The 23,507-nt window shown below is 69.4% G+C and carries 23 protein-coding genes; 11 read left to right on the top strand and 12 right to left on the bottom strand.

The window, feature by feature from the left end:
• Positions 1-8 precede the first annotated feature (8 nt).
• On the top strand, positions 9-692 hold the full coding sequence (locus ACT4MF_RS13585) for an HAD hydrolase family protein (protein ID WP_099255385.1): 684 nt from the start codon (positions 9-11) through the stop codon (positions 690-692).
• Positions 693-732: 40 nt separating this feature from the next.
• On the opposite strand, the gene hpt is transcribed toward ACT4MF_RS13585, so the two are convergent.
• From hpt to ACT4MF_RS13570, 3 genes are all read right to left on the bottom strand, one after another.
• Positions 733-1,302 carry a hypoxanthine/guanine phosphoribosyltransferase gene (hpt, locus tag ACT4MF_RS13580; RefSeq protein ID WP_099255384.1) on the bottom strand — a complete coding sequence of 190 codons (570 nt, stop codon included), beginning with the start codon at positions 1,300-1,302 and terminating at the stop codon, positions 733-735.
• A 90-nt stretch (positions 1,303-1,392) separates the two neighbouring features.
• A complete protein-coding gene (locus tag ACT4MF_RS13575; RefSeq protein ID WP_444683010.1) occupies positions 1,393-2,169 on the bottom strand; it encodes an enoyl-CoA hydratase/isomerase family protein in 777 nt (258 codons plus the stop codon).
• 68 nt (positions 2,170-2,237) lie between these two features.
• A complete protein-coding gene (locus tag ACT4MF_RS13570; protein WP_444683009.1) occupies positions 2,238-2,459 on the bottom strand; it encodes a hypothetical protein in 222 nt (73 codons plus the stop codon).
• A gap of 105 nt (positions 2,460-2,564) precedes the next feature.
• Here ACT4MF_RS13570 and aroC point away from each other — a divergent pair, with 105 nt between their 5' ends.
• Together aroC and ACT4MF_RS13560 are read left to right on the top strand one after the other, a co-directional pair.
• Positions 2,565-3,752: a chorismate synthase gene (gene aroC / locus ACT4MF_RS13565; RefSeq protein ID WP_099255381.1), complete on the top strand. Its 1,188-nt coding sequence runs from the start codon at positions 2,565-2,567 to the stop codon at positions 3,750-3,752.
• Between the two features lie 57 nt (positions 3,753-3,809).
• Positions 3,810-5,282, top strand: a complete 1,473-nt coding sequence (locus ACT4MF_RS13560; protein ID WP_444683008.1) for a PAS domain S-box protein — start codon at positions 3,810-3,812, stop codon at positions 5,280-5,282.
• 49 nt (positions 5,283-5,331) lie between these two features.
• On the opposite strand, the gene ACT4MF_RS13555 is transcribed toward ACT4MF_RS13560, so the two are convergent.
• Genes ACT4MF_RS13555 through ACT4MF_RS13545 form a run of 3 tightly spaced genes read right to left on the bottom strand, consistent with a single transcriptional unit; the run spans position 5,332 to position 7,000 of the window.
• Positions 5,332-5,541, bottom strand: coding sequence for a hypothetical protein (locus ACT4MF_RS13555; RefSeq protein ID WP_444683007.1), 210 nt, complete (start codon positions 5,539-5,541; stop codon positions 5,332-5,334).
• 52 nt (positions 5,542-5,593) lie between these two features.
• Complete coding sequence (locus ACT4MF_RS13550) at positions 5,594-6,394, bottom strand: ZIP family metal transporter (protein WP_444683006.1); 801 nt, start codon at positions 6,392-6,394, stop codon at positions 5,594-5,596.
• A gap of 57 nt (positions 6,395-6,451) precedes the next feature.
• Positions 6,452-7,000: a TIGR04206 family protein gene (locus ACT4MF_RS13545; RefSeq protein ID WP_444683005.1), complete on the bottom strand. Its 549-nt coding sequence runs from the start codon at positions 6,998-7,000 to the stop codon at positions 6,452-6,454.
• Between the two features lie 97 nt (positions 7,001-7,097).
• Between ACT4MF_RS13545 and aglM the strand changes: the two genes are divergently transcribed.
• Both aglM and ACT4MF_RS13535 read left to right on the top strand, forming a co-directional pair.
• Positions 7,098-8,417 carry a UDP-glucose 6-dehydrogenase AglM gene (gene aglM / locus ACT4MF_RS13540; RefSeq protein WP_444683004.1) on the top strand — a complete coding sequence of 440 codons (1,320 nt, stop codon included), beginning with the start codon at positions 7,098-7,100 and terminating at the stop codon, positions 8,415-8,417.
• A 57-nt stretch (positions 8,418-8,474) separates the two neighbouring features.
• Complete coding sequence (locus ACT4MF_RS13535) at positions 8,475-9,317, top strand: DUF7847 domain-containing protein (protein WP_099255066.1); 843 nt, start codon at positions 8,475-8,477, stop codon at positions 9,315-9,317.
• Positions 9,318-9,444: 127 nt separating this feature from the next.
• Here the strand turns inward: ACT4MF_RS13535 and ACT4MF_RS13530 are convergent, their stop codons facing one another.
• Complete coding sequence (locus tag ACT4MF_RS13530; RefSeq protein WP_444683003.1) at positions 9,445-10,794, bottom strand: alkaline phosphatase family protein; 1,350 nt, start codon at positions 10,792-10,794, stop codon at positions 9,445-9,447.
• A gap of 126 nt (positions 10,795-10,920) precedes the next feature.
• Between ACT4MF_RS13530 and ACT4MF_RS13525 the strand changes: the two genes are divergently transcribed.
• The 3 genes from ACT4MF_RS13525 to ACT4MF_RS13515 all read left to right on the top strand — a co-directional run bounded on the left by ACT4MF_RS13525 (position 10,921) and on the right by ACT4MF_RS13515 (position 12,617).
• Entirely contained in the window at positions 10,921-11,892 is a 972-nt protein-coding gene (locus ACT4MF_RS13525; protein ID WP_444683002.1) for a phosphoadenosine phosphosulfate reductase family protein, read from the top strand.
• A gap of 123 nt (positions 11,893-12,015) precedes the next feature.
• On the top strand, positions 12,016-12,291 hold the full coding sequence (locus ACT4MF_RS13520; protein ID WP_444683001.1) for a DUF433 domain-containing protein: 276 nt from the start codon (positions 12,016-12,018) through the stop codon (positions 12,289-12,291).
• Positions 12,291-12,617: a DUF5615 family PIN-like protein gene (locus tag ACT4MF_RS13515; RefSeq protein ID WP_444683000.1), complete on the top strand. Its 327-nt coding sequence runs from the start codon at positions 12,291-12,293 to the stop codon at positions 12,615-12,617. The genes ACT4MF_RS13520 and ACT4MF_RS13515 overlap by 1 nt, the downstream gene beginning before the upstream one ends.
• Position 12,618: 1 nt before the next feature.
• Here the strand turns inward: ACT4MF_RS13515 and ACT4MF_RS13510 are convergent, their stop codons facing one another.
• Positions 12,619-13,530, bottom strand: a complete 912-nt coding sequence (locus ACT4MF_RS13510; protein ID WP_444682999.1) for an NAD-dependent epimerase/dehydratase family protein — start codon at positions 13,528-13,530, stop codon at positions 12,619-12,621.
• 236 nt (positions 13,531-13,766) lie between these two features.
• Between ACT4MF_RS13510 and glmU the strand changes: the two genes are divergently transcribed.
• Positions 13,767-14,975, top strand: a complete 1,209-nt coding sequence (glmU, locus tag ACT4MF_RS13505; protein WP_444682998.1) for a bifunctional sugar-1-phosphate nucleotidylyltransferase/acetyltransferase — start codon at positions 13,767-13,769, stop codon at positions 14,973-14,975.
• 16 nt (positions 14,976-14,991) lie between these two features.
• Here glmU and ACT4MF_RS13500 read toward each other — a convergent pair whose 3' ends face one another.
• Positions 14,992-17,235, bottom strand: coding sequence for a hypothetical protein (locus ACT4MF_RS13500; protein ID WP_444682997.1), 2,244 nt, complete (start codon positions 17,233-17,235; stop codon positions 14,992-14,994).
• 145 nt (positions 17,236-17,380) lie between these two features.
• Here ACT4MF_RS13500 and ACT4MF_RS13495 point away from each other — a divergent pair, with 145 nt between their 5' ends.
• Positions 17,381-18,541 (top strand): sensor histidine kinase, encoded by a 1,161-nt coding sequence (locus ACT4MF_RS13495; RefSeq protein WP_444682996.1) that lies wholly within the window; start codon positions 17,381-17,383, stop codon positions 18,539-18,541.
• Here the strand turns inward: ACT4MF_RS13495 and ACT4MF_RS13490 are convergent.
• From ACT4MF_RS13490 to ACT4MF_RS13480, 3 genes are read right to left on the bottom strand one after another with little or no spacing between them, the layout of a single operon-like run.
• Positions 18,538-20,547 carry a glycosyltransferase family 2 protein gene (locus ACT4MF_RS13490; RefSeq protein WP_444682995.1) on the bottom strand — a complete coding sequence of 670 codons (2,010 nt, stop codon included), beginning with the start codon at positions 20,545-20,547 and terminating at the stop codon, positions 18,538-18,540. The genes ACT4MF_RS13495 and ACT4MF_RS13490 overlap by 4 nt on opposite strands.
• A gap of 19 nt (positions 20,548-20,566) precedes the next feature.
• A complete protein-coding gene (locus ACT4MF_RS13485; protein ID WP_444682994.1) occupies positions 20,567-21,832 on the bottom strand; it encodes a HEAT repeat domain-containing protein in 1,266 nt (421 codons plus the stop codon).
• A 2-nt stretch (positions 21,833-21,834) separates the two neighbouring features.
• Positions 21,835-22,215, bottom strand: a complete 381-nt coding sequence (locus tag ACT4MF_RS13480) for a response regulator transcription factor (protein WP_444682993.1) — start codon at positions 22,213-22,215, stop codon at positions 21,835-21,837.
• 105 nt (positions 22,216-22,320) lie between these two features.
• Here ACT4MF_RS13480 and ACT4MF_RS13475 point away from each other — a divergent pair, with 105 nt between their 5' ends.
• A complete protein-coding gene (locus ACT4MF_RS13475; RefSeq protein WP_444682992.1) occupies positions 22,321-23,505 on the top strand; it encodes a sugar phosphate nucleotidyltransferase in 1,185 nt (394 codons plus the stop codon).
• Positions 23,506-23,507 lie beyond the last annotated feature (2 nt).

Here is a 23,507-nt window from a genome sequence, read left to right as displayed (position 1 = left end):
CTCCCGGTATGGTTCCGCCCCTCGCGTTAGATATCGACGGGACGCTGACGACGGCGAGCGGTCGGATCGACGCGCGCGCCTTCGAGCTGTTGCCCGACTGGGACGCGCCGGTGGTGCTCGCGACCGGGAAGGCGTTTCCCTACCCGGTCGCGTTGGCGCACTTCCTCGGGCGCGCGGAGACCGTTATCGCCGAGAACGGCGGCGTCGTGCACGTCGCCGGCGAGACGGCCGTCCTCGGCGACCCCGAGGCCCCGCGGGCCGTCGTCGAGGCGTTCCGCGAACGCGGCGGCGACCTGGGATGGGGCGGGCGCGACACGGTGAACCGCTGGCGCGAGACCGAGGTGGCGCTGTCGCTCGACGTCGACGAGACGCTGCTGCGCGAGGTCACCGCTGCAGCCGGCGGCGACGTGGAAGTCGTCGACACCGGCTACGCGTACCACGTCAAGTCGACGGGCGTGAGCAAGGGGCGCGGGCTCGAGCGCGTCGGTGACACTCTCGATGTCGACCCCGACGAGTTCGTCGCGATCGGCGACAGCGAGAACGACGTCTCCACCTTCGCGGTCGCCGGCGAGTCGTACGCGGTCGCCAACGCCGACGTCGCCGCCCGCGACGCCGCCGACGTCGTTCTGGAGGAGTCGTACATGGACGGCACCGCGAGCGTGCTCGCCGACCTCCGGGCGCGGAGTGAGTAAGGGAGCGGGAAGGGAGGAAGGGAAAAAGCTGAAGAGGCGCTCAGTCGTCGCCGTGGGCGTCGACGATCACGACTTCGCCGTCCTCGACGGTGACGTTGATGAGCGTCTTCACGTTGTAGTCGGTCTTGTCGAGCTCGTTTTCGCCCGCCTTCTTGATCACCGCGACGACGTCGACGACGTCGGCGCCGACCTCGTCGGTGAGGGCGTCGATGATCGCCTTCATCGTGCCGCCCGTCGAGAGCACGTCGTCGAGAACGAGGACGCGGTCGCCCTCCTCCACATCGTTGATGTACATCTCCGACTCGGAGTAGCCGGTCTCCTGGAACAGCGGCACCTCGCCGTCGAGGCCGTACTGACGCTTGCGGATGACGACCAGCGGGATGTCGGTCATCAGCGAGAGCGCGGTCGAGATGTGGATCCCCATCGCCGCCGGGGTGACGATCTTGTCGACGTTCTCCAGCTCCGCCTTCCGGATGATCCGGATGACGATCTCTCGGAGGAGCTCCGGTTTGAGCATGGGAACGCCGTCGCTGATCGGGTGGACGAAGTACTGGTACTCGCCTTTCTCGATAATCGGCGCGTCGAGGAGCGACTGCCGCAACTGGTCCATGTCGCGGGTACTCGGGCGGATTAATAAAGCGTGGCGATTGTCCGGTCCCGTGGACACCGATCGCACGGGACGAGGGAGAGCGACACGCGCCTACTCGAACTCCGGTTCCCGCTTCTCGACGAACGCCGCCATTCCCTCGCGCTGGTCGTGCGTGCCGAACAGGCCGGCCCACGCCCGGCGCTCCAAGGCGAGCCCGTTCGCCTGGCTCCCGTCGCGGGCGGCGTTGAGCGCCTCCTTCGCCGCGCGCATCGCGACCGCCGGCTTGGCGGCCAGCGCCGCCGCCAGCTCGTCGATCCGGTCGTCGAACGCGTCGTCCGGAACGACTTCGCCGACGAGACCGATATCGGCCGCCTCGCTCGCGTCGACCCGCTCGCCGAGGAAGACGAGTCGCCGCGCCGTCTCGTCGCCGACCAGCCGCGGGAGCCGCTGCGTCCCGCCCCAGCCGGGGATGATCCCGAGGTCGATCTCCGTCTGCCCGATCACGGCGCTCTCGGCGGCGACGCGGAGGTCACAGGCCAACGCGAGTTCCGACCCGCCGCCGAACGCGTACCCGTCGACCGCGGCGACCGTCGGCGCCGGAAACGACTCGATCGCGTCCGCGACGCGGTGGCCGAGCTCGGCGTACGCCTGCGCCTCCGGGGTCGACAGCTCGACCATGTAGGAGATGTCCGCGCCGGCGACGAACGCCTCGTCGCCCGCGCTGGCGAGAACGAGCGCGCGAGCCCCGGCCGCCTCGGCCTCCGCGAGCGCCGCCTCGATCGCTTCGAGCGTGTCGACGGTGAGGGCGTTGAGCTGGGCCGGGCGGTCGACGGTGATCGTCGCCACGTCACTGTCGTCGATGGCGAACGTGATGGTGTCCCACGTCATACCGGTCCGTCTCGCGGCGGGGTGAAAGTCGTTCGGCAGGCGGAACCCCGCTCCGCGGTCGAGCCGCGTCAGATCTCCTCGCGGCTGTCGATCTCGCTGTAGATGAACCACGCGGTGGCGTACGCGCCGGTGAAAAGCAGATAGCCGAACACCAGTCCGACGAGCTGGCGGGAGCCGAGCCCGCCCGGGAGGGTCCGCGAGAGGATCGTCAGCGCGACGACGAAGACGACGAGCGAGAACAGCCCGGAGAGAGCGTACACACCGAGGTCTGAGGTGAGTCGATCGCGCACGCTCACGTCAACGCGGCCCGCTAATAAACCATCTCCGGTCGCGGCGAGACCCCGGTCTATTGCGCGGATTGCAACCCCTATATGCCCTCGGCCATACGGTGGCGTATGAACGGGAACCGGTTCGGTCGGCTCTTCCAGGTGACGACGTACGGCGAGAGCCACGGCGACGCGATGGGCGTGACGGTCTCGGGCGTGCCCGCCGGCGTCGAGCTCGACGAGGAGGCCATTCAGGGACAGCTCGACCGGCGCAAGCCGGGGCAGTCGATGATCACGACCTCCCGGGGCGAGCCCGACGAGGTCGTCGTCAACTCCGGGGTACAGGACGGGTACACCACCGGCACGCCGATCGGGATGGTGATCCAGAACAAGGACGCGCGATCGGGCAAGTACGAGCCGTACGTCACCGCGCCGCGCCCCTCCCACGGCGACTACACCTACTCCGCGAAGTTCGGCACGCGCAACTGGGGCGGCGGCGGACGGTCCTCGGCGCGCGAGACGGTGAACTGGGTCGCGGCCGGCGCGGTCGCCGAGCAGGTGCTCGACGCCTCGGAGTACGACGTGGCGATCAAAGCGCACGTGAACCAGATCGGCGACGTCGAGGCCGACGAGGTGAGCTTCGAGCAGCTGCTCGAGCACAGCGAGGAGAACGACGTGCGCTGTGCCGACCCCGACGCGGCCGCCGAGATGCAAGAGCTGATCGAGCGGTACCAGGAGGAGGGCGACTCCATCGGCGGCTCCATCTACTTCGAGTGCCGCGGCGTCCCCCGCGGGCTCGGTGCGCCGCGCTTCGACGGCTTCCCCTCCCGGCTCGGGCAGGCGATGTTCTCGATCCCCGCGACCACGGGCGTCGAGTTCGGGCTCGGGAAGGAGGCCGTGAACGTGACGGGCAGCGAGCGCAACGAGGACTGGACCTTCGACGACGGCGAGTCGTTCGACCACGTCGAGAGCGAACCGGGCGACCCGGTCCCCGTCGGCAACGACCACGGCGGGCTCCAGGGCGGCATCACCACCGGCGAGCCCATCTACGGGGAGGCGACGTGGCACGCGCCCACCTCGATCCCGAAGAAACAGCGCTCCGCCGACTGGGAGACGGGCGAGGAGAAGGAGATCCAGGTCGTCGGCCGGCACGACCCCGTCCTCCCGCCGCGGGCCGTCCCCGTCGTCGAGGCGATGCTGTACTGCACCGTCCTCGACTTCATGCTGCTCGCCGGCCGGATCAACCCCGACCGCGTCGACGCCACCCCGGGAGAGTACGACACCGATTACCACCCGAGCAGTCCGGACAACGAGTGATCGCTCGCCGGAACAGGTAACTGTAAACGGAGCCACCAGAAATAAACGGGTCGTACGATGGGTCCCTCGCACTCCACCGATCGCTCGTCCGACGAAGACGGTGTCGAGGACGCCGCCGAACCGATCGGCCTCGGAGGCGACTCGGCCGATATGGAGCTCCGGACGTTCCGTGAGGTCGTTCGCAGCGCGGGTCACTCGATCTACTGGACCGACACCAGCGGCACGATCCAGTACGTGAACGCCGCGTTCGAGGAGCAGACCGGATACAGCGCCGAGGAGGCCGTTGGGAGCAACGCCAACATCCTCCAGTCCGGCGTCCACGACCAGCAGTTCTACGAGCGGCTCTGGGACACGATCCTCTCCGGCGAGGTCTGGCACGGCGAGATCGTCAACGAGCGGCGAAACGGCGAGCGCTACGTCGTCAAGCAGACGATATCGCCGATCACGAATCCGGACGGGAAGATCGTCCGCCTCGTCGCCGTCAACGAGGACATCACGGAGCTCCGCGCGTACCGGGAGCGCGCCGAGAAGGAGCGCGACCGCTTCGAGCAGCTCCTCGACGCGGTTCCGGTACCGATCGTCCTCTCCGAGTTCAGCGGCGGCGACCCGCTCGTCGAACAGACGAACTGCGCGTTCAGAGAGCAGTTCGGCTTCGGCGAACAGCGGCTGGTCGGCTCGTCGCTGGACGAGTTCATCGTCGACGAGGACGACGCGGACGCCGCGAGCGAGATCAACGAACGGATTCGGGATGGCGATCGGGTCCATCGGGAGGTCGTCCGCCGGACGTCGAACGGCGAGCGCCGCACGTTCCTGCTGGTCGCGACCCACCTCGCGGGCGACGGCCGCGACGAGGCGCTCGGCGCGTACCTCGACATTACCGACCGCAAGCGGGCGGAGGAGCAGCTCCGGCGGAAGAACCGTCAGCTCGAGGAGTTCGCGGAGGTCGTGAGCCACGACCTTCGGAACCCCCTCAACACCGCCACCGGTCACTTGGAGATGATCGAACCGGAGTGCGAGGGCGACCCCCACATGGAGGCGGTGGCGAACGCCCACGCGCGGATGGAGGACCTGATCGAGAACATCCTGTCGCTCGCGAAACAGGGACAGCTCATCGACGAGAAGGAGGCGGTCGAGCTCGGCGTGTTCGTGTCCAGCTGCTGGCAAACGGTCGCCACGAGGGGCGCAACGCTCCGAAACGAGGCGTCGGGGACGGTACGAGCCGATCCGAGCCGACTCCGGCAGCTGTTTGGCAACCTGTTCCGAAACAGCGTGGAACACGGGGGCGGGGACGTCAGCGTCACCGTCGGCGACCTCCCGGACGGATTCTACGTCGAGGACGACGGGCCGGGAATCCCGGAGGCGGAGCGCGACGACGTCTTCGAGTCCGGCCACACGACCGCCGAGGACGGGACCGGCTTCGGCCTCGCCATCGTCCGCGAGATCGTCGAGGCGCACGGGTGGTCGGTCGCCGTGGCGGAGGGAGCGGCGGGCGGTGCCCGCTTCGAGTTCACCGGCGTCGATCGCGACTGAGCGGTATATCGACGTTCTGCGGCCGCTGGCAGCCGCTCCGTCTCCGCTCTCACTCCCCCGGCGACCACTCGCAGGCGTCGCCAGCGGTCAGGTCGTTCTCGTCGACGTGGACCGCGAGGCACGCGTAGTTACAGAAGTACGCCGGCGAGCCGCAGCCCTCGTCGCAGTCGCGCACGCAGATCGGGTCGTGCTCGAAGATCCGCGAGCCGCAGTGGGCGCACCTCTCGTCGGCGTCGGGCGTGGAGACGGTCGTGGACATGTCCGGAGGTCAGGGCGCGCCGCGTCGAAAAGCCGTCGCGCTTCTGTACGACTCACACCACGACGACCGCGTCGACGACGACCAGCAGCACGAAGCCGACGAGGAACGCCCCGGTCGCGGCGTCGGCGTGGCCGTGGCCGTGCGAGGAGGGGATCAGCTCCCGGAACACCACGGCGAGCATCGCGCCCGCGGCGAACCCGGAGGCGACGGGAAACAGCCCCGACGCGAACCCGACGAGCAGGAACCCGAACACGGACGCGACGACCTGCGGGACGACTCCCGAGAGGGTGGTGTACCAGAGCACTCGGAGGTTCGACATGCCGGTGTCCGCCATCGGCACCGCGAACGCGAACCCGTCGGGCACGTTCTGGAGGCCGATCACGACCGCGAGCACCAGCGCGACTTCCTCTAACCCCGACGCGAACGCGACGCCGATCGCCAACCCCTCCGGGGCGTTGTGGAGGGTGATCGCGCCGCCGATCAACAGCGCCTTCCGGAGCGTGACCTCGCGGTCGTCGACCGCGGCGTCGGCGGCGTCGTCGCCGGTCGCGCCACCCTCGGGGAGCCACTCGCGGTACTGCGCGTGGAGGTGGGGAATGGCGTAGTTCCCGGCGAGCAGGCCGCCGCCGCCGAGGAGCAGTCCCGTCATCACCGCCGAGAGCGTCCCTTCCTCCATTCCGGGGATGATCAGGCCGAAGACGCTGGCGGCGGCCATCAGCCCGGCGGCGAGCCCCAGCGCGGCGTCGTAGACCCGGTGCGTGACGCGAGCCCGAACGAACACCGGGAGCGCCCCGAGCCCCGTCGCGACGCCCGCGACGCCGCTCACCGTCACTACCCCACCGATGTCGGTCATGGAACCTGATTCCGCGTCCGTGGTGTTAAAAACCGTCTCATCGGCAACGCGTCGCGCTCAGGCCTCGACGATGCCGCGGAGGTCGCGCCCGTACGCGCCGACGGCGACCGCCAGCGTCGCGAGCGCGCCGACCGGGATCACGGCGAACCAGCCGGACGTGGTCCCGACGCCGAACCGGGTCGCGACGCCGACGGAGACCCACAGGCTCGCCGCCGCGGCGAGCGCGAGGAGCCCGCCGGTGACCCGCCGGTCCTCGCGCCCGACCGCCACCCCCGCCGTCGCGCTGGCCGCCGCGAGCAGGTGAAAGCCGACCGCGAGCGGCCACGCCCGGATCGACGCCGGGAGCGTGCCGAACGGGCGCGGCTGGTCGAGGAAGTACGCCCACACGGGGTAGCCGCCGGCGGCGACTCCCGGACCCGACGTGTTCAGGAACCCCCAGAGGCTCACCACCGTGAGGTTGTCGCCGGGGATCACAGCCATCGGGACCGCGAGCAGGGCGAAAACGAGGAGCCAGCCGAAGCGGCGGGAGACGCGAGCGACGCGCTCGTCCGACTTCGGTCGTCGCGGGTCGGTCGTCTCCGGTCCCGATGTCGGTCCCTCGGACATGTCCTCGTCTCGGGGAGCCGCGGGTAAGTATCGCCCGGACGCGGTCCGGGTTCGGAGACGCGGAACGTTCTTTGAGCCGGGGGGCGCTTGCTTCGGCATGCGAGTTACCGTCGTCGGCAGCGGCTACGTCGGAACGACCCTCGCGGCCTGTCTCGCGGACGCGGGTCACGATGTGACCGCGATCGACATCGACCCGGACGTGGTCGCGGCGATCAACGAGGGGCGCGCAGCCATCCACGAGCCCGGCCTCGACGACCTCCTGGCCGAACACGCGGGCGACCGGCTCCGCGCCACGACCGAGTACGACGGCGTCCCCGACGCCGACGTGACGTTCCTCGCGATCGGCACGCCGTCGAACGAGGACGGGAGCATCGACCTCGGCGGGCTCACCGCGGCCGCGGAGATGACCGGCGAGGCGCTGGCGGGGGCGGGCGGCGACGCCTCGGCTGCAGATCCCGACGACCGCCACCTCGTCGTCGTCAAGAGCACGATCACGCCCCCGGGCGTCGGGGAGGTCCGCGAGGCGCTCCGCGCGGGCGCCGGCGACGCGGCCGACCGCGTCGAGCTCGCGACCAATCCAGAGTTCCTCCGGGAGGGAACCGCCGTCGACGACTTCCAACACCCGGACAAGCTCGTCTTCGGAACCGAGTCCGACCGGACCACGGAGCGATTGGAGACGCTGTACGAGCCGCTTCTCGCCGCGACCGGCGGGGACGTGCCGGTCATCCGGACCGACCCCGAGACCGCCGTGATGATCAAGTACGCCAACAACGCCTTCCTCGCGTCGAAGATCTCGTTAGCGAACGACCTCGGGAACGTCTGTAAGCAGTTCGGGATCGACGCCTACGAGGTGATGGACGCGGTCGGTCTCGACGACCGGATCGGGGCGAAGTTCCTGCGCTCGGGGGTGGGGTGGGGCGGCTCTTGCTTCCCGAAAGACGTCGACGCCATCCGCGCCGCGGCCCGCGACGCCGGCTACGAGCCCGCGCTCCTCGACGCCGCGGTCGCGGTGAACGACGGCCAACCGGAGCGCATGCTCGAACTGCTCGACTCGCACGTCGACGTCGCCGGGGAGCGCGTCGCGGTCCTCGGGCTCGCGTTCAAGCCCGGAACCGACGACATCCGGAACTCGCGCGCGATCCCGATCATCGAGGGGCTTCGAGAGCGGGGCGCCGAGGCCGTCGGCTACGATCCCGTCGCGACCGAGAACATGCGCGAGCGGTTCCCCGACGTGGCGTACGCGGACGCGGCCCCCGACGCACTCGACGGGGCGAGCGCGGCGCTCGTCGTCACCGACTGGGACGAGTTCGCGGCGCTCGACGACGCGTTCGACGCGATGGCGGAGCCGGTCGTGATCGACGGCCGCCGGGTGATCGAGCGCCGCGAGGGGCTCACCTACGAGGGGCTCACCTGGTAGGCGGTTTTCTCTATTTCTGTCATCTGGATTTATATACCCCGAGAGAGACGTTCGGCTATGGCAGCCCTCCAATCCCTCCGCCCGGCAGTCAGTGGCATCGTTCGCAACCCGATACTCGTACTCGTCACGGCGGTGTACGGGCTCTTTCAGCTCCCGAATCTGCTCGTTGAGTCGACCAGGCCGGTGCTCGCGGCGGCGATTTCGCTCGTCACGTTCGGCGTGATGATCGTCGTCCTGCCCTTTTACCAAGGCGGGCTGCTCGGCATGGCCGACGAGGCGACCGCGGGGAAGACGCGTCTCGGGACGCTGATCGCGGTCGGGAAGGCGAACTACGTCCCGCTGCTCTTGGGCTACTTCGCCCTGCTCGCGGTGAACATGGTGTTCGGGTTCGTCGCGTTCATGGGCGTGCTCATCGTGGTCATCGGCGGGTCGGTCGCCGGGATGGGCGGTGACGGCGCCGCGGCCGTCGACGCGCCGGCCGCCGGCTTCGACCCGACGCTACTGATTCTCGTCGGCATCGTCGCGGTCGGACTGGTTCTGGCGTACCTCCTCGTCACCTTCTTCCTCCAGTTTTACGCCCACGCCGTCGTCCTCGACGACACCGAACTCGTCGACGGGTTCCGCCGCAGCGCAGGGCTCGTCCGATCGAACCTCCTCAGCACGCTCGGCTACACGCTTCTGCTCACGATCGGCGGCCTGCTAGTGGGAGTGTTGGCCGCGGCCGGGTCGATCGTCTTCGGTCCCCAGCAGCCCCCCGGCTCCCCGTTCGCGGACCTCATCGCGATCGAGCCGACCCCGGCGATCGTCGCCGCGGTCGCGATCGGCTACGTCCTCTTGACCGGGATCGCCGGGGCGTTCTACGCGACGTACTCGGTCGCGTTCTACCGGAATATTAGCTGAATGGAGCGGGACCGCGGCGGACTACGGGGTCGAGGTCGATCCCGGGTCGAGGTCGATCCCTGGTCGAGTGAGATCGACGTTTAAAAAACCTGTTTTAAATAGTGAATCGGCGACGCGGGACGGCGGACTACGCGTTCAGGAGGCTTGCGCCGTCGAACTCGTCCTCGTCGTGATCGACGCCCAGTAGATCGAGGATCGTCGGCGTCACGTCGAAGAGGTTCGAGCCCGCGACGTCGAGGTCGGCGTCGGTCGAGTACAGGAGCGAGTTCTCGAACTTGTGCATGCCGTTGCGCGGCCCCTCGGTGAAGACGGCCTCCTTCCCGGAGAAGCCGGACTTCAGGTCGAAGCCGTCGGCGGGGATGACGACGAGGTCGGGCGCGATCTCGTCGTGGTCGCCGTCGAAGACGGTCTCGCCTTTCACGATCCGCCTGCACACCTGCCGGCCGTCCGGGCCGGTGAGCGATTCGAGGTCCGCGATGAGCTCCTCGCGCGTCTGCTCGTACTCGGACTCGGGGACGACGCCCTCCGGCTCGCGGCCCTCCAGGTTGAGGTAGAAGCGGCCGGGGATGAGCGAGTACGCCCGAGTCTCGTCGTCGATATCGGTGAGCGAGTCGTGGTCGTCGCCGTCGTACGAGAGCCACCCCTCGTCGGCGAGGAACTGGTTGCAGTTCACCTCCCACTCCAGTTCGGTGAACCCGTGGTCGGAGGCGACGATCAGCGTCGTGTCGTCGTCGAGTCCGTCGCGGATCTCGCCGATGTACGCGTCGAGGCTCCGGTAGAAGTCGAGGAACTCGGCTTTGTACTCCCCGTCGTTCGCGTAGTCGCCGAACAGGAAGTGGTTCACCCGGTCGGTGCTCATGAAGACGCCGAAGAAGAGGTCCCAGTCGTCCTCCGCGAGGTAGTGGGTGAACACGTCGTAGCGGGCGTCGAGCGTCGCGTGCGCGTTCTCGACGAACTCGGTCTTGTCGTCGTCGTGGCCGAGCTTCGCGTTCACGTCGATTTTGTAGTCGCGGTCCTCGAGGACCTGCCGGACCGCGTCGTCGCTCGCGGCGGCGTCGAGCGAGGGCGAGAGGAACCCGGACACCTGCCGCTGGATCCGGCTCGACGGCGGGAACGTGACGGGGACGTTGAGCACGGTGGCGTCGCGGCCGTCGTCGGTGACGCGGTCCCACAGCCGCGTCGCCGACACGTGTTTCCCCATCGGGACGTACGTCTCGTACGAGCCGATCTCGCGGTCTTGAAAGCCGTAGACGCCGGTCTCGCCGGGGTTCACGCCGGTCGTGAGGCTCGGCCAACACGCGCTCGACTCGGGCGGCACGATGCTCTCCAACCGCCCCGCAGAGCCCGCCTCGGCGATGTCGGTCAGGTGCTCGAAGACGTCGGGGTGATCCTGCACGAGGTCGTACGGTACGCCGTCGATGCCGAGGAAGACCACGCGCTCGTCGTCGCCGCCGCGCAGCCGATCGAACAAGCCCATGGACGAGAGGTGACCTCGAGTCGACAAATCCCTTGTGTTCTGGCGAGTGCCGCCGCTATCCGGGTGTCTTGGCAAGCCGAACCGATTCAGAAGGCCTATTCCCTTCCACGGAGACATATCCGGCGTATGACCGACGACTTCCCGGCGAGCGTCGACGTCGACTACGCCGACGGCGAGGGCGAGGATCCGGCGGACTACCCGTCGCTGCAACACAAGATCGAGAAGGCGATCGAGGTCACGCGGCAGGGGCTCGAGGAGTACGACAACCCGGCCGTGATGTGGACCGGCGGGAAGGACTCCACGCTGACGCTGTACTTCATCAACCAGGTGGCCGAGAAGTTCGGCTACGAGAAGCCGACCGCGGTGTTCATCGACCACTTCCAGCACTTCGACGACATCACCGACTTCGTCGAGCGGTGGGCCGACGAGTGGGACATCGAACTGGTGTACGCCCGCAACGAGGACGTCGGCGCGTACGTCGAGGAACACGGCCTCGAGCCCGGCGACGACATCCCGGTCGCCGAACTGAACGAGCAGAACCAGCACCACATCCGCGACATCCTCGAGTTCGAGGAGGACACGTTCCCGTTCCTCTTGGACACCTACGTCGGGAACCACCTCCTGAAGACGGTCGCGCTCAACAACGCCCTCGAGGCCCACGACATCGACGGCGTGATCTCGGGAGTTCGCTGGGACGAGCAGGAGGCGCGCGCCGACGAGACGTTCTTCTCGCCGCGGCACGATCCCGACCTGTTCCCGCCGCACGACCGCATCCAGCCCATCCTGCAGTTCGCGGAGGCCGACGTGTGGGACGCCTTCTGGAACTACGTCGTCCCCGACACCGTCGAGGCGTTCCCCGACGAGGGGTACGTCCCGCAGGCCGACGACGACCTGCCCGAGGGCGTCACGCAGGAGGACATCCCGATCTCGCCGAAGTACTTCGCCGGGTTCCGCTCGCTCGGCAGCGAGGTCAGCACCGAGAAGACGACCGAGGAGCCCGCGTGGCTCCAGGACCTCGAAGATACGACCGAGCGCGCCGGCCGTGCCCAGGACAAGGAGGACCTGATGGAGCGCCTGCGCGACCTCGGCTACATGTAGCGGCCGCTACTGAGACGGCTCAGTTTATAATGAGTGGGTTTCGGTCAGTACCAAGCGAGAGGTTGGCTCAGCCGAGCGAAATCTCCGCCAAAGCGTTATGACGCTTCACGGAGAAAGGCAGCCATGAGCGTGACCATCCCGGTGGTTTCGACGCCGAACGTGCTCGGCGGAAAGCCGCGGGTGGAGGGGACGCGCGTCGGCGTGCATCAGGTTGGATCGCTGGTCCGCGAACACGAGTGGTCGACGGCGGCCGTCGCCGAGGAATTCGACCTGACGGCCGACGAGATCGCCGCCGCCCTCGAGTACTACGAGGCGAACCCCGACGAGATGGAAGCAATCGCGGAGAAGGCGGCGGCGACGCGTGAGCGACTAGACGACCTGAGTCGCGCGCCGCAGTGATGCGGCTGCTCTGCGACCAGAACGTTGCACGTCGCTATGTTGACGCCTGTATCGAAGCGCCAGATCTTCAAGCAGTCACCGTCCGTGACGCGCTCGATCCGCGTGCGACCGATCCCGACATCGCGGCGTATGCTCGCAAAAACGAGTACGTCGTGTTGACCGCAGACGATGATTTCTTCGAACTGTCAGAGCGATGTGGCTGTCTGTACTTCCACCAACTCGATCAACCGCCTGTCGGTGACGTGCTAACCGCCGTCCGGCGGATCGACAAAGCGTATACCGACCGAACGGAGATCGTCGAAGTCATCCCGGACGGGTGGATCTGACCTACTCATACGGCTCGCACACCATTTCGACGCCCTCTTCGAAACTGATCTCGGGCTCCCAGCCGGTGGCCTCGTGGAAGGCGGAGTAGTCGGCCATCGTGTCGTGGACGTAGCCGTCGAAGGGGCACTCGACGTACTCCGGCTCGACGTCGGTGCCGAGCGCGTCGTTGATCAGCGCGACCATCTCGTTGAACGTGTACGCCTCCTCGGTGCCGACGTTGTAGACGCCCGTGAGTTCGCGGTCGGCGGCGAGTTCGCAGGCCCGGGCCACGTCCGAGACGTGCGTGAAGTCGCGCGTCTGGCTCCCGTCGCCGAACAGCTCGGGCGCCTCGCCGTGAGCGATGGCGTCCGCGAACTGCGCGACCGTGTTCGCGTACTCACCCTTATGCTCCTCGTTGCCGCCGAACCCCTGATACACCGAGAAGAAGCGGAGCCCGGCCATCGCCATCTCGTGGTGGTTGGCGTAGTACTCGGCGTAGCGCTCGCGCGCGAGCTTGGATGCCTCGTAGGCGGTGTGGGCCTCCACGTCCATGTCCACGGGCGAGGGCTCGGTGCGGCTCCCGTAGATCGAGGAGGTGGAGGCGTAGACGACCGTCTCGCACCCCTCTCGGCAGGCGCGCTCGACCGTGTTGACGAACCCCTCGACGTTGACGCGACAGCCGCGCTGAGGGTTCTCCTCGTGCATGTTCCGCGAGGAGAGCGCGGCGAGGTGGAAGACGACGTCGACGTCGGCGGGGAAGTCGTCGTCGAGCACGGAGGCCTCGACGAACTCGACCTCGTCGGCGAGGTTCTCGGGCGTCCCGAGGTAGGTGTCGTCGACCGCGATCACGTCGTTGTCGGCCGCGAGACGGTTCGCCAAGTTCGAGCCGATGAATCCCGCGCCGCCCGTCACGAGGACGCGCTTGTCGTGCATGGGCGTGTGTGGTCACGGCGACGGGATTATCGTGTCGATTTCGGCGGTGATCGGCCGCCTCTTACGGAGACGGCGGGGCGCCCGGGTCGACGCAGTCGTGGATGTGGCCGTCGCGTCGACGCAGGTGTCGCGGGGCCCGGTCGTTGGACACGGCGAGCGCCGCGCCGCCTCGCCGCCTCGCCGGGCGAGGGCGCCGACCACAGCCGATAAACCCCGTCCCGCCGTCGGCTCCGAGCATGTACGGAGTCGTGCTCGCGGCCGGCCGCGGGACCCGCATGCGACCGCTGACGGACCGTTGCCCGAAACCGCTCCTGCCGGTCGGCGACCGCTCGCTGCTCGAACAGGTGTTCGACACCGCGGCCGACGTCGTCGACGAGTTCGTCGTCGTAACCGGCTACCGCGGCGAGGAGATCCGCGACGCGCTCGGCGAGTCGTACCGCGATCGACCGATTCACTACGTCGAGCAGGCGGAGGCGCTGGGGACGGCCCACGCCATCGCGCAGGCCGAGCCCGTCGTCGACGACGACTTCCTCGTGCTCAACGGCGACGTGGTCGTGGATGCGTCGCTCCCCCGGGCGCTCGCCGACGCGGAGGGGACCGCGGTCGCGGCGACGGAGGTCGCGGACCCGCGGGCGTACGGCGTGCTGTCGACCGCCGCCGACGGGTCGCTCGCGGGGATCGTCGAGAAGCCCGACGAGCCGCCGACGACCCTCGCGAACGTCGGGTGCTACGCGTTCGAGCCGGCGGTGTTCGAGTACGTCGACCGAACCCCGGAGAGCGAGCGCGGCGAGTACGAGATCACGACGACGATCGAGCTCCTGCTCGACGACGGCCATCGGATCGACGTGGCGCCCTACGAGGGGACGTGGCTCGACGTCGGCCGCCCGTGGGAGCTGTTGGAGGCCAACGAGCTGGCGCTCGCGGCGTTGGACGGGGGGGTCGAAAACGCCGGCGCCGTCGAGGAGGATGTTCACCTCCACGGAGCGATCGTCGTCGAGGACGGGGCCCGGGTGCGCTCCGGGGCGTACGTCGAGGGCCCCGCGCTGATCCGCGAGGGCGCCGACGTGGGGCCGAACGCCTATATCCGGGGGCCGACCGTGGTGGGGCCGGACGCCCACGTTGGCCACTCGGTCGAGGTGAAGAACTCGGTGCTGATGGCCGACGCGTCGGTCGGACACCTCTCGTACGTCGGCGACTCGGTGTTAGGCAGCGGCGTCAACTTCGGCGCCGGGACGAACGTCGCGAACCTGCGGCACGACGGCGAGAACGTGCGACTCACGGTAAAAGGCGACCGCGTCGACACCGGCCGCCGGAAGCTCGGCGCGATCGTCGGCGACGGCGCGAAGACCGGGATCAACACCTCGTTGAACGCGGGCGTCAAACTGGGCGCCGGCGAGACGACCGGCCTCGGCGAGTCAGTCACCCGCGATCGGCTGTCGGAGTAGGTCGGCGCCGACCGCGTCACTCTCGGTTCGCGTAGCGCCCGAACGCGTCGCCGACGATCCGGCCCGACTCCTTGAGCCGCTCCGTGTATCCCGGCTGGTCCCACGTCGGTGGCGCGAACTGGAGGGGCCGGAGTCGACTCCCCTCAACGCCGGGTATCGCGTGCGTGAAGTTGGTCTCGGCGTCGAGTTCGGCCGCCATCCCCCCTGCGTCGTCGGGGGCGTACGAGGCCGCGGCGACGCCGATCGCCTCGAACGTCTCGTACGCGTCGAGCCCCGCCGTCCAGAAGTCGCCCAGCCGCCGCCGGCGGCTCGGGTCGGCGACGTTGAGCAGTTGCCACGGGAGCCGGAGCTCGATCGCGTCGTCCGACGGCGAGACGTGAACGTCGGCGAGCGAGTCGAACTCGGGCGACTCCGGGTTGCCGTTGCCGTAGCGGAGCCGGCCGGTCTCCACCGACTCGAACGGGACGCGTTCGCCCGTCTCCGGGACGGTGTAGCCGCGGTTGATGACTATCCGGAGCGGCGTGAACGCGCCCGGTTCCGGGTCGCGATAGGCGTCGAGATCGAGTCCGGCCCCGGCTCCGTACTCGTACGCGAACGCGTCGTAGCGGGGGAAGACGGTGACGCGGGAGGCCTCGGGACCCCCGAGCCGCACGACGAAGTCGGCCGGCGCGCTCGCGTCGGCGCCGTACGGGAGGACCCTGTCGTCGGGGTCCGTGAGGCCGAGCGCGAGGAGGTAGTTCGTCTCCGACCAGTCGACGCCCCCGTCGAGATCGGCGAGTTCGACCCTGATCGAGAGGGAGGCGGCGTCGCTCGTGACGCGGAGCCCCGTCAGCTCGCGGCTCGCGTCCGCGCCGTCACCGATCCGGACGGGGTCGCGCTCGGGGGTCGCGGCGGTCGCGTCCGCCCACGCCTCGGGCGACCCGTCGAGGGGGACGGCGCCCGCCGGGTCGAAGGAGAGCAGCCCGAACCGCTGTTCGGGCGTCTGGACGTTCGACCAGTACGGCCGGCGGTTCGGGTCCGAGAAGGGCGCGAGGTTCCAGGTGCGCTTGAACCACTCGTCGTGCCAGCTGAAGACGATCCCCCCGGCGGTGTCCGCCTCGCGGATGTCCGCGTACATCGCGGCGAGGATCTCTCCCTGCTCGGTCTCGGTGTGGCGACCCTGATCGCGGCCGTGGACGTCTCGCTGGGCGATCCCGCGCGAGGAGGGGATGCCGAACTCCGCGACGAGGAGCGGGTGGTCGGTCGCGCCCACGAGGTCGTTCAGGTACCCGGCGTAGCTGTTCGGTTCGCCGCGGTGGTCGACGTACTCGGTGTACGCCGGCGTCTCGTTCAACAGCGGCGGGTAGTACGGGTAGACGTGGTACGCCGCGAACGTCCCGGCGTCGTACGCGTCGGTCGGGGCGATCGCGTCGGGGTCGACGGAGACCGAGTCCTCGTCGACGAACGGCTCGTAGGGGTGATCGAGCGGGTCGGTGGTCACCCAGTTGGTGAACGCGGCCGGGCGCTGGGCGCCGTACTCGTCGGCCTCGTACGCGACCGCGTCGTCGAGGCGGGCCGCGAGCCACGCTTCGAACGGCGGGGCGTCCGGCGCGGTGAGGTACTCGCCGTCGTGGCCGGTCGCGTCGGTCGCGCGGTTCGTCTCTCGGACCACCGCCGGGGGCCACTCGATGCCGGCGACGTACCCGAGGACGGCGTCGCTCACGTCCGCGTCGTACGTCCCGCTCGCGTAGCCGGGCTCGGGTTCGATCGTCGTCGCGCCGTGGACGGCGTCGACGACCTGTCGCATCGAGCGGTCGAAGGCGTCCGACAGCGATGAGGCGTCGCCGGCCTCGCGGAGGGTCTCCTCGCCGATCCAGTTGCCGTGGAGGACGTAGATGGACTCCGCGTGCGACCGGTTGTACGCCGCGAGCGCCCGGTAGAACCCGGGCGGGTGGACGGTGTACACGCGGACGACGTTGACGTTCAGCTCGCCCATCATCCCGAGCCAGCGGTCGTACTCGGCGCGGGTGATCGCCGCCTCGCCCGGGAAGCGCCCGGGTTTGGCCATCCCGAGGTTCACCCCGCGGACGGGGAGGGGATCGAAGCCGCCGCCGTCGACGGCGACCTCGAACCCGTCGTCGCGCACCCGGAAGCGGCGGGACGGGGCGTCGCCCGTGTCCCGTCGCCCGTTCCCGGTCGTGTCGCCCCCGCGGAAGCCGCAGCCGGCGGTGCCGACCGCTCCGGCGACGCCCACGCGGCCCAGGAATCGGCGTCTGCGCACACCGGACAGTGCGGGCAGAGACGGATAACCCTACCTCAACGATCGCCCCGTCAATTCGATCTCGCCGTCGGGGCGCCGTCCGGGTCGAAATGGCGGTTTTATCAGCCGCCCGTGCGAACGAGGGATAATCGCCGGCCCTCCATCTATGTCATCCGAAACGGCCCGCCCCGATCCGTTCAAGAGTCTGCTACAGCTGACCGCGACCGATCTCTCGGCCGAGGAACGGCTCCGCCGAGCGATCGACATCGGACGTGAGTACCTCGGCGTCGACAACGGCGTGCTCTCGTACACCGGCGAGGGGCGTTACGAGGTGGTCGAGACGAACATCACGAGCGGTCCGTACGCGCGGGAAGGCGTCGTCGACCTCGACGGGACGTGGTGTCGTCACGTCGTGAACACGGGAGAGACGCTCGCCTTCGCGGACGCGACCGAGACTGAGTACCGCGACGACATCGCGCTCGACACGACGGGGCTCACCTGCTACATCGGCGCGGAGGTGGCGATCGACGGCGAGACGTACGGGACGCTGTGTTTCTCGGACGAGCAGCCGCGTGACGACCCGATCACCGACGCCGAGCGAGACTTCATCACGGTGCTTGCGGAGTGGGTGAGCGCGGAGCTCGAACGCCAGAAACACTACGCCGAGCTCCGCGAGCAGAACGACCGGCTCGACGAGTTCGCCGGGATCGTCGCCCACGACCTCCGGAACCCGCTCTCGGGTGCGATCGGCTTCACCGAACTCGCACAGGAGGAGGTCTCCGGACAGGTCGCGGAGTTCCTCGGCCGCGTCCGAAGCTCGCTGGACCGGATGGAGTCGATGATCGCGGAGTGTCTGATCCTCGCGAAGGAGGGATCCGACGTGGGCGAGCGAAGGCCGGTCGCGCTCGAACCGCTCGTCCGGCAGGCGTGGGACACCGTCCAGACGCGGAACGCCACGCTGACCGTCGACATCGAGCCGGAGACGACCGTCGTCGCCGACGAGATGCGCCTCCAGCGGCTCCTCGAGAACCTGTTCCGCAACAGCGTCGAGCACGGCGGCCCGAGCGTCTCGGTGACCGTGACCGGTGACGAACACGGCTTCGCCGTCGCGGACGACGGACCGGGGCTCCCGCCCGCGGTCGAGAGCGCGCTCGGCGAGGCTGACACGGAGAACGTGAAGTCGTTCGGGCTCGGGCTACTGGTCGTCCTGCGGGTCGTCTCCGGTCACGGCTGGGACCTCTCGGTCACGAGCTCGGCGGACGGAACCCGGTTCGAGGTGACCGACGTCAACACCGCCGAGCCGGTCCATCAGGCGTTAGACGACTAAGCGGGGCGTCCCGACGAGGGTCCGCCGCCGTCGACCGCCTCGGTCAGCCACACGAAGCCGGCGTCTCCCGCCCCGTCTTCGAACTCCCGCGTCCAGACGAACCCCCCGTCACCGGCGCCGACGGAGGGGTCGGTCGTCCAGACGAACCCGCCGTCGCCGAGCCCCTGGGAGAAGTCCCCGGTCGAGACGAGCCGGAGCGCGCCGTCGGCGGCGGGCGCGAGCACGAACCCGCCGTCTCCCGCGCCGTCCGCGGGGTCGGTCGTCCAGACGAACCCGCCGTCACCCACGCCCTCGGCGAACGTCCGCGTCCAGACGAATCCGCCGTCCCCGACGCCGACGGTCGAGTCGGTGACCGAGACGAACCGTCCCGGCGTCCCGTCGCCGGCGATGCGGTCGAGCCACCGAACGCCGTCGGTGTCGGCCGCTTCGACGAGCCAGTCGATCCACACGAAGCCGCCGTGATCCGCGGTCTCGTCGGTTTCGGTCTCGTCGGTCGCGGCCGACGCGTCGGGTGCCGGCGGCGCGCTCTCCGCTGTCGTGGCTGTCGCTGCGGTCGCCGCCGTCGCCGCAGTCGCTGTCGCGTCCGAATCCGACCCGAACCCCCGCCGCTCCATCACGCCCCACGACTGGTCGCCGCGCAGGTACTCGATCAGCCCGTGCCACGCGATGATCGTCTTCCACTGGCGGTAGCCGAAGTTCTCTAACACGCCGTACCAGAGGAGGCGGAGCACGTCCCACGGCGACTCGTACCGGTTGTAGCTCCACACCTCGCTGAACACCCCGAACCACGAGAGGAAGACTCCGACGCCGACGGTCAACAGCAGGAACGTCAGGAAGAAGCTGATGTCCAGGATCCCGAGGTACCAGGCGACCGGCAACAACACGTAGCCGAACCCCTCGATGAGGGGGCCGAGCGCCTCAGCGGCGGTGAAAAATGGGAGGATGACGGTCCCGATCCGACCGTACGCCCGGCGGAAGAACATCCGCCGGCTCGTGACGATCGTCTCCATCATCCCGCGGTACCACCGCCGTCGCTGGCGGCCGAGGGTCCGCAGGTTGTCCGGGACCTCGGTCCACGCGACGGGCTCTGGGATGAACTCGACGCTGTAGTCGATATCCTCGTCCGAGAGGTACTCGTGCAGCCGGACGACCACGTCGAAGTCCTCGGTGATCGTGTCGTGTCGGTAGCCGCCGATCTCGCGGACGCGATCGGTCCGGAACACGCCGAAGGCGCCGGAGATGAGGATCAGCCCCTTGAGGCGGTTGAAGCCGAGCCGCCCCGAGTAGAACGCCCGGAGGTACTCCATGACCTGCACGCCGGGGAGCCCGGTCTTTGGGAGATTGATCTCCTGGACCTCGCCGTCCTCGACCACGCAGTCGTTCGCGACGCGGATGGTGCCGCCGCTGGCGACCGCGCGCTCCGGCTCCTCGAGGAACGGCTTGACGACCTGCAACAGCGCGTTGCGGTCGAGGACGGTGTCGGCGTCGACGGCGCAGAACAGCCGCTGATCCGTGAGCCAGATCCCGGCGTTGAGCGCGTCGCTTTTCCCCCCGTTCTCCTTGTCGACGACGAGCAGGTCCTCGTGGCTCCGCGAGCGGTACACGGCGCGGATCGGCTCCGACGGCACGTCGTAGGGGACCTCGGCGTCTATCGGTTCGAGGTCGTACGCCTCGCGGAGGCGCTCGACGGTGGCGTCCGTCGACCCGTCGTTGACCACCACGATCTCCTGGTCGGGGTAGTTGAGCGAGAGCATCGACTGGACGCTCTCGACGATCGTCGCCGCCTCGTTGTACGCCGGCACGACCATCGCGACGCCGGGGTAGAAGGGGCTGTCGAACGGGCGGAACGAGGGTGTCCACGCCGAGTCGCGGACGTTGTCGCGGAGCTCGAACAGCGCGAAGACGTGGATCAGCAGGTAGCCGACGTTGATCAGCAGATAGTACGTGACGATCAGCGCGCCCGACCCGACGACGAGCGTCGTGCCGATCGATTCGAGCGTCGTCACGCGAATCCCTCCCGCCGAGTCATCGGCGCGCCCCCTCCGGCTGTCGCCTGGAGATGTCGCGAGCCACGCCGTCGAACCGGGCGTGTTCGCTCGTCCACCGCCACGCCACGTCGAACGGGACAACGGACTCGCTCGGATCGACCAAGGCGGTTGGCTCGTCCGCGCCGAACGGGTCGGCGGGCCCGTCCACGTCGCGGCGCGCGGAAACGCGGTCGTTCGGGCTTCGGTGCGGGAACAGCGCCTCGGCCAGCGCCACCCGAGCGCGGTCGTCGGGCTCCGACGCGGCCGCGGTGCGCAGCGCGGTGACCGCCTCGGCGTCGCCCCACGCCCCGAGCGTTCGGTAGGCGCTCGCCCGCACCGACGGCACGGGCTCGTCGGCGGCCGGGTCGATCCCGATGTCGTCGCGGAGCCCGCGGTTCCAGCCGTACGCGTCGAGCGCGCGCCACGCCGCCGCTCGGACGCGGGGCTCCGGGGCAGACAGCGCGCCGATCACCCACGAGAGGTCGGCTCCCCCGACGACCGTGTGGAGGTGCCGCGTCACGAGGAGCACCTGCTGTTGGAGCGCGGGCTCCCACGTCTCGAAGTCGGCCGCGGCCCGATCGAACAGCGGCGCGGGATCGCTCTCACTGACGCGGTACAGCGTGTCGATCCCGAACACCGAGAACGACCGCGGCTCGGCCTCCAACAGCAGGTCGATTCCGCTCGTCGCGAGGTCGGGAACCTCCGCCGCGTAGAGGACGCGGGCGGCGGCCGCGCGCTCGCGGGGCGTCCCGCGACAGTGCGTTTCGAGCAGCGAGCGGTCCGGCGCGTCGCGCAGCAGCGCGAGCCAGACGAGCGCGTGGATCCGGTCCCAGTAGTCGCCGTCGGCGACCTCGCGTCGGGCCCGCTCGTCGATGCCGAGCGCGACGCCGAGGCCGGCCAAGCGGACGGCGTCGCGCCCGTCGAGCTCGCGGAGGTACACGTCGAGCAGCGACTCGAGCTCGTCGCGCTCCGCGGTCGACAGTTCGCCGACCCACTCGGACCACCCCGGCTCGTCGCGGCCGTAGAGCCGGTCGAGCAGTTCGGAGCGGAGTTCCGCGCGAAGCGGGGTTCGGCGCCGGCGGCGGCGGGCCGCGCGCAGCGAGTAGCCGACGGTCACGATCACCACCGCGACGAGCAGCGATCCCAGCACGACGACCGCGATCGCGAGCGCTGCCGGCGGGACGGCGACCGTCTGGAGGGGGGCCGCTCGGAGGGTGAGCAGGGGGAGTTCGCCGCCCGACGCCGACAACGGGTCCGGAACCACGGTTAGCTCCCGATCAGTCGCTCGATCCGGACGAGGAGTTCGTTCGGGCTGAACGGCTTCGTGAGGTACTCGTCCGCGCCGGATTCGAGCCCTTCGAGCACGTCAGACTCCTGTCCGCGCGAGGTGAGCATGACGATCGGAACGTCGGGGTCGACCGCGAGCTCGCCGCGGCGCACGGTCCGAAGCAGTTGGGTGCCCTTCAGTCGCGGCATCATCACGTCGAGGATGACGATGTCCGGGTCAACGCCGGGGTCGTTCAGCGCCGCTCTCCCCTCCTCGCCGTCGTGGCACGCGGTGACCTCGAACCCCGCGTTCGACAGCTTATACTGGAGGATCGACCGGATCGTCTCGTCGTCGTCGGCGATGACGGCCGCTTTCGTCACGGTAACCGTTCAACTCAGATCTACTTTATATTGTCTGTCCGTCGCTCGGTTGCGGGCCGTCGGGGGCACGTGCGATTTAACATCGGGGCGGGCGACGGATGGCGTATGGCTGATGAGTCAGGAACGGCGGTCATCCTCGCCGCGGGCGAGGGGCGTCGCTTGGAGCCGCTGACGAACCGGCGGCCGAAGCCGATGGTACCCGTCGCGAACCGCCCGCTGCTCGAACACGTGATCGAGGCCGTGGCCGCGGCGGGGATCGACCGCATCGTCCTCGTCGTCGGGTATAAACAGGAGCGCATCCGGAACCACTTCCGCGACGGCGACGACTGGGGCGTGACGATCGAGTACGTCGAGCAGTCGACGCAGCTCGGCACCGGCCACGCCGTCCTGCAGGCCGAGTCGGCCGTCGACGGCCCCTTCGTGGTGCTCAACGGCGACCGCATCGTCGACGCCGGGGCCGTCTCCGCCGTGCGCGACCGCCTCCGGGACGGCGACGCGCCGCTGGTGACCGTGACCGCCGTGGAGTCGCCGCGCGACTACGGCGTCGCCCGTCTCGACGGCGACCGCGTCACGGAGATCGACGAAAAGCCCGAGGGCGCGGTGGACACCAACCGCATCAACGCCGGCGTCTACGGCTTCTCGCCGGCGATCTTCGACGCGATCCGATCGACGAACACGCCCGGAGAGCTCGCCATCACGGCGACGCTGAACGAGTTGGCCGAGCGGGGCGCGGTCACCGGCGTGAGCTACGACGGCCGGTGGCTCGACGTGTCGAACCTCTGGGACGTGCTCACGGTCAACGCGGCGCTGATCCACGACAGCGACCACGCTCGCGACGCCCCCGCGGCGGGACGGCGGGTCGGTGAGCGCGTGACGATCGCCGACGACGTGGTGCTCGCCGGCAACGTCCGCGTCGGGCCCAACGCCACGCTGAGCGGGGCGACGGCGATCGCCAGCAACGTCACGGTGGCGGCCAACGCGGTCGTCGAGAACAGCGTGGTGCTCCCCGACGCCGTCATCGGGCCGGGGGCGGTCGTGCGGGACGCCGTCGTCGCCGGAAACGCGCGGATCGGGCCGAACGCGACGGTCGTCGGCGGCGCCTCGACGGTCGTCGTCGGCGACGCGGTCCACCGCGACGTGACGCTCGGCGGCGTCGTGGGCGACAACGCGACGATCGGCGGCGGGGCGACGCTCACCGACGGCGCCGTGGTCGGCGACGACGTGCGGGCCGACGCCGGCGTCGTGATCGACGGGCGCGTCGAGTCAGGTGCCGTCGTCAGGAGGGGGTAATC

The organism is Halorubrum sp. FL23 (assembly GCF_052439115.2).
Lineage (GTDB): Archaea > Halobacteriota > Halobacteria > Halobacteriales > Haloferacaceae > Halorubrum > Halorubrum persicum.
Note: the sequence above shows the minus strand (reverse complement) of the source record. Positions and strands in the feature narration are given on the sequence as shown.

Excerpts from the sequence above, each read along its gene's own strand:
- ACT4MF_RS13585 (WP_099255385.1), top strand. The coding sequence starts at position 9 with ATGGTTCCGCCCCTCGCGTTAGATATCGACGGGACGCTGACGACGGCG.
- hpt (WP_099255384.1), bottom strand. The coding sequence starts at position 1,302 with ATGGACCAGTTGCGGCAGTCGCTCCTCGACGCGCCGATTATCGAGAAA.
- ACT4MF_RS13575 (WP_444683010.1), bottom strand. The coding sequence starts at position 2,169 with ATGACGTGGGACACCATCACGTTCGCCATCGACGACAGTGACGTGGCG.
- aroC (WP_099255381.1), top strand. The coding sequence starts at position 2,565 with ATGAACGGGAACCGGTTCGGTCGGCTCTTCCAGGTGACGACGTACGGC.
- ACT4MF_RS13560 (WP_444683008.1), top strand. The coding sequence starts at position 3,810 with ATGGGTCCCTCGCACTCCACCGATCGCTCGTCCGACGAAGACGGTGTC.
- ACT4MF_RS13555 (WP_444683007.1), bottom strand. The coding sequence starts at position 5,541 with ATGTCCACGACCGTCTCCACGCCCGACGCCGACGAGAGGTGCGCCCAC.
- ACT4MF_RS13550 (WP_444683006.1), bottom strand. The coding sequence starts at position 6,394 with ATGACCGACATCGGTGGGGTAGTGACGGTGAGCGGCGTCGCGGGCGTC.
- ACT4MF_RS13545 (WP_444683005.1), bottom strand. The coding sequence starts at position 7,000 with ATGTCCGAGGGACCGACATCGGGACCGGAGACGACCGACCCGCGACGA.
- aglM (WP_444683004.1), top strand. The coding sequence starts at position 7,098 with ATGCGAGTTACCGTCGTCGGCAGCGGCTACGTCGGAACGACCCTCGCG.
- ACT4MF_RS13535 (WP_099255066.1), top strand. The coding sequence starts at position 8,475 with ATGGCAGCCCTCCAATCCCTCCGCCCGGCAGTCAGTGGCATCGTTCGC.
- ACT4MF_RS13530 (WP_444683003.1), bottom strand. The coding sequence starts at position 10,794 with ATGGGCTTGTTCGATCGGCTGCGCGGCGGCGACGACGAGCGCGTGGTC.
- ACT4MF_RS13525 (WP_444683002.1), top strand. The coding sequence starts at position 10,921 with ATGACCGACGACTTCCCGGCGAGCGTCGACGTCGACTACGCCGACGGC.
- ACT4MF_RS13520 (WP_444683001.1), top strand. The coding sequence starts at position 12,016 with ATGAGCGTGACCATCCCGGTGGTTTCGACGCCGAACGTGCTCGGCGGA.
- ACT4MF_RS13515 (WP_444683000.1), top strand. The coding sequence starts at position 12,291 with ATGCGGCTGCTCTGCGACCAGAACGTTGCACGTCGCTATGTTGACGCC.
- ACT4MF_RS13510 (WP_444682999.1), bottom strand. The coding sequence starts at position 13,530 with ATGCACGACAAGCGCGTCCTCGTGACGGGCGGCGCGGGATTCATCGGC.
- glmU (WP_444682998.1), top strand. The coding sequence starts at position 13,767 with ATGTACGGAGTCGTGCTCGCGGCCGGCCGCGGGACCCGCATGCGACCG.
- ACT4MF_RS13495 (WP_444682996.1), top strand. The coding sequence starts at position 17,381 with ATGTCATCCGAAACGGCCCGCCCCGATCCGTTCAAGAGTCTGCTACAG.
- ACT4MF_RS13475 (WP_444682992.1), top strand. The coding sequence starts at position 22,321 with ATGGCTGATGAGTCAGGAACGGCGGTCATCCTCGCCGCGGGCGAGGGG.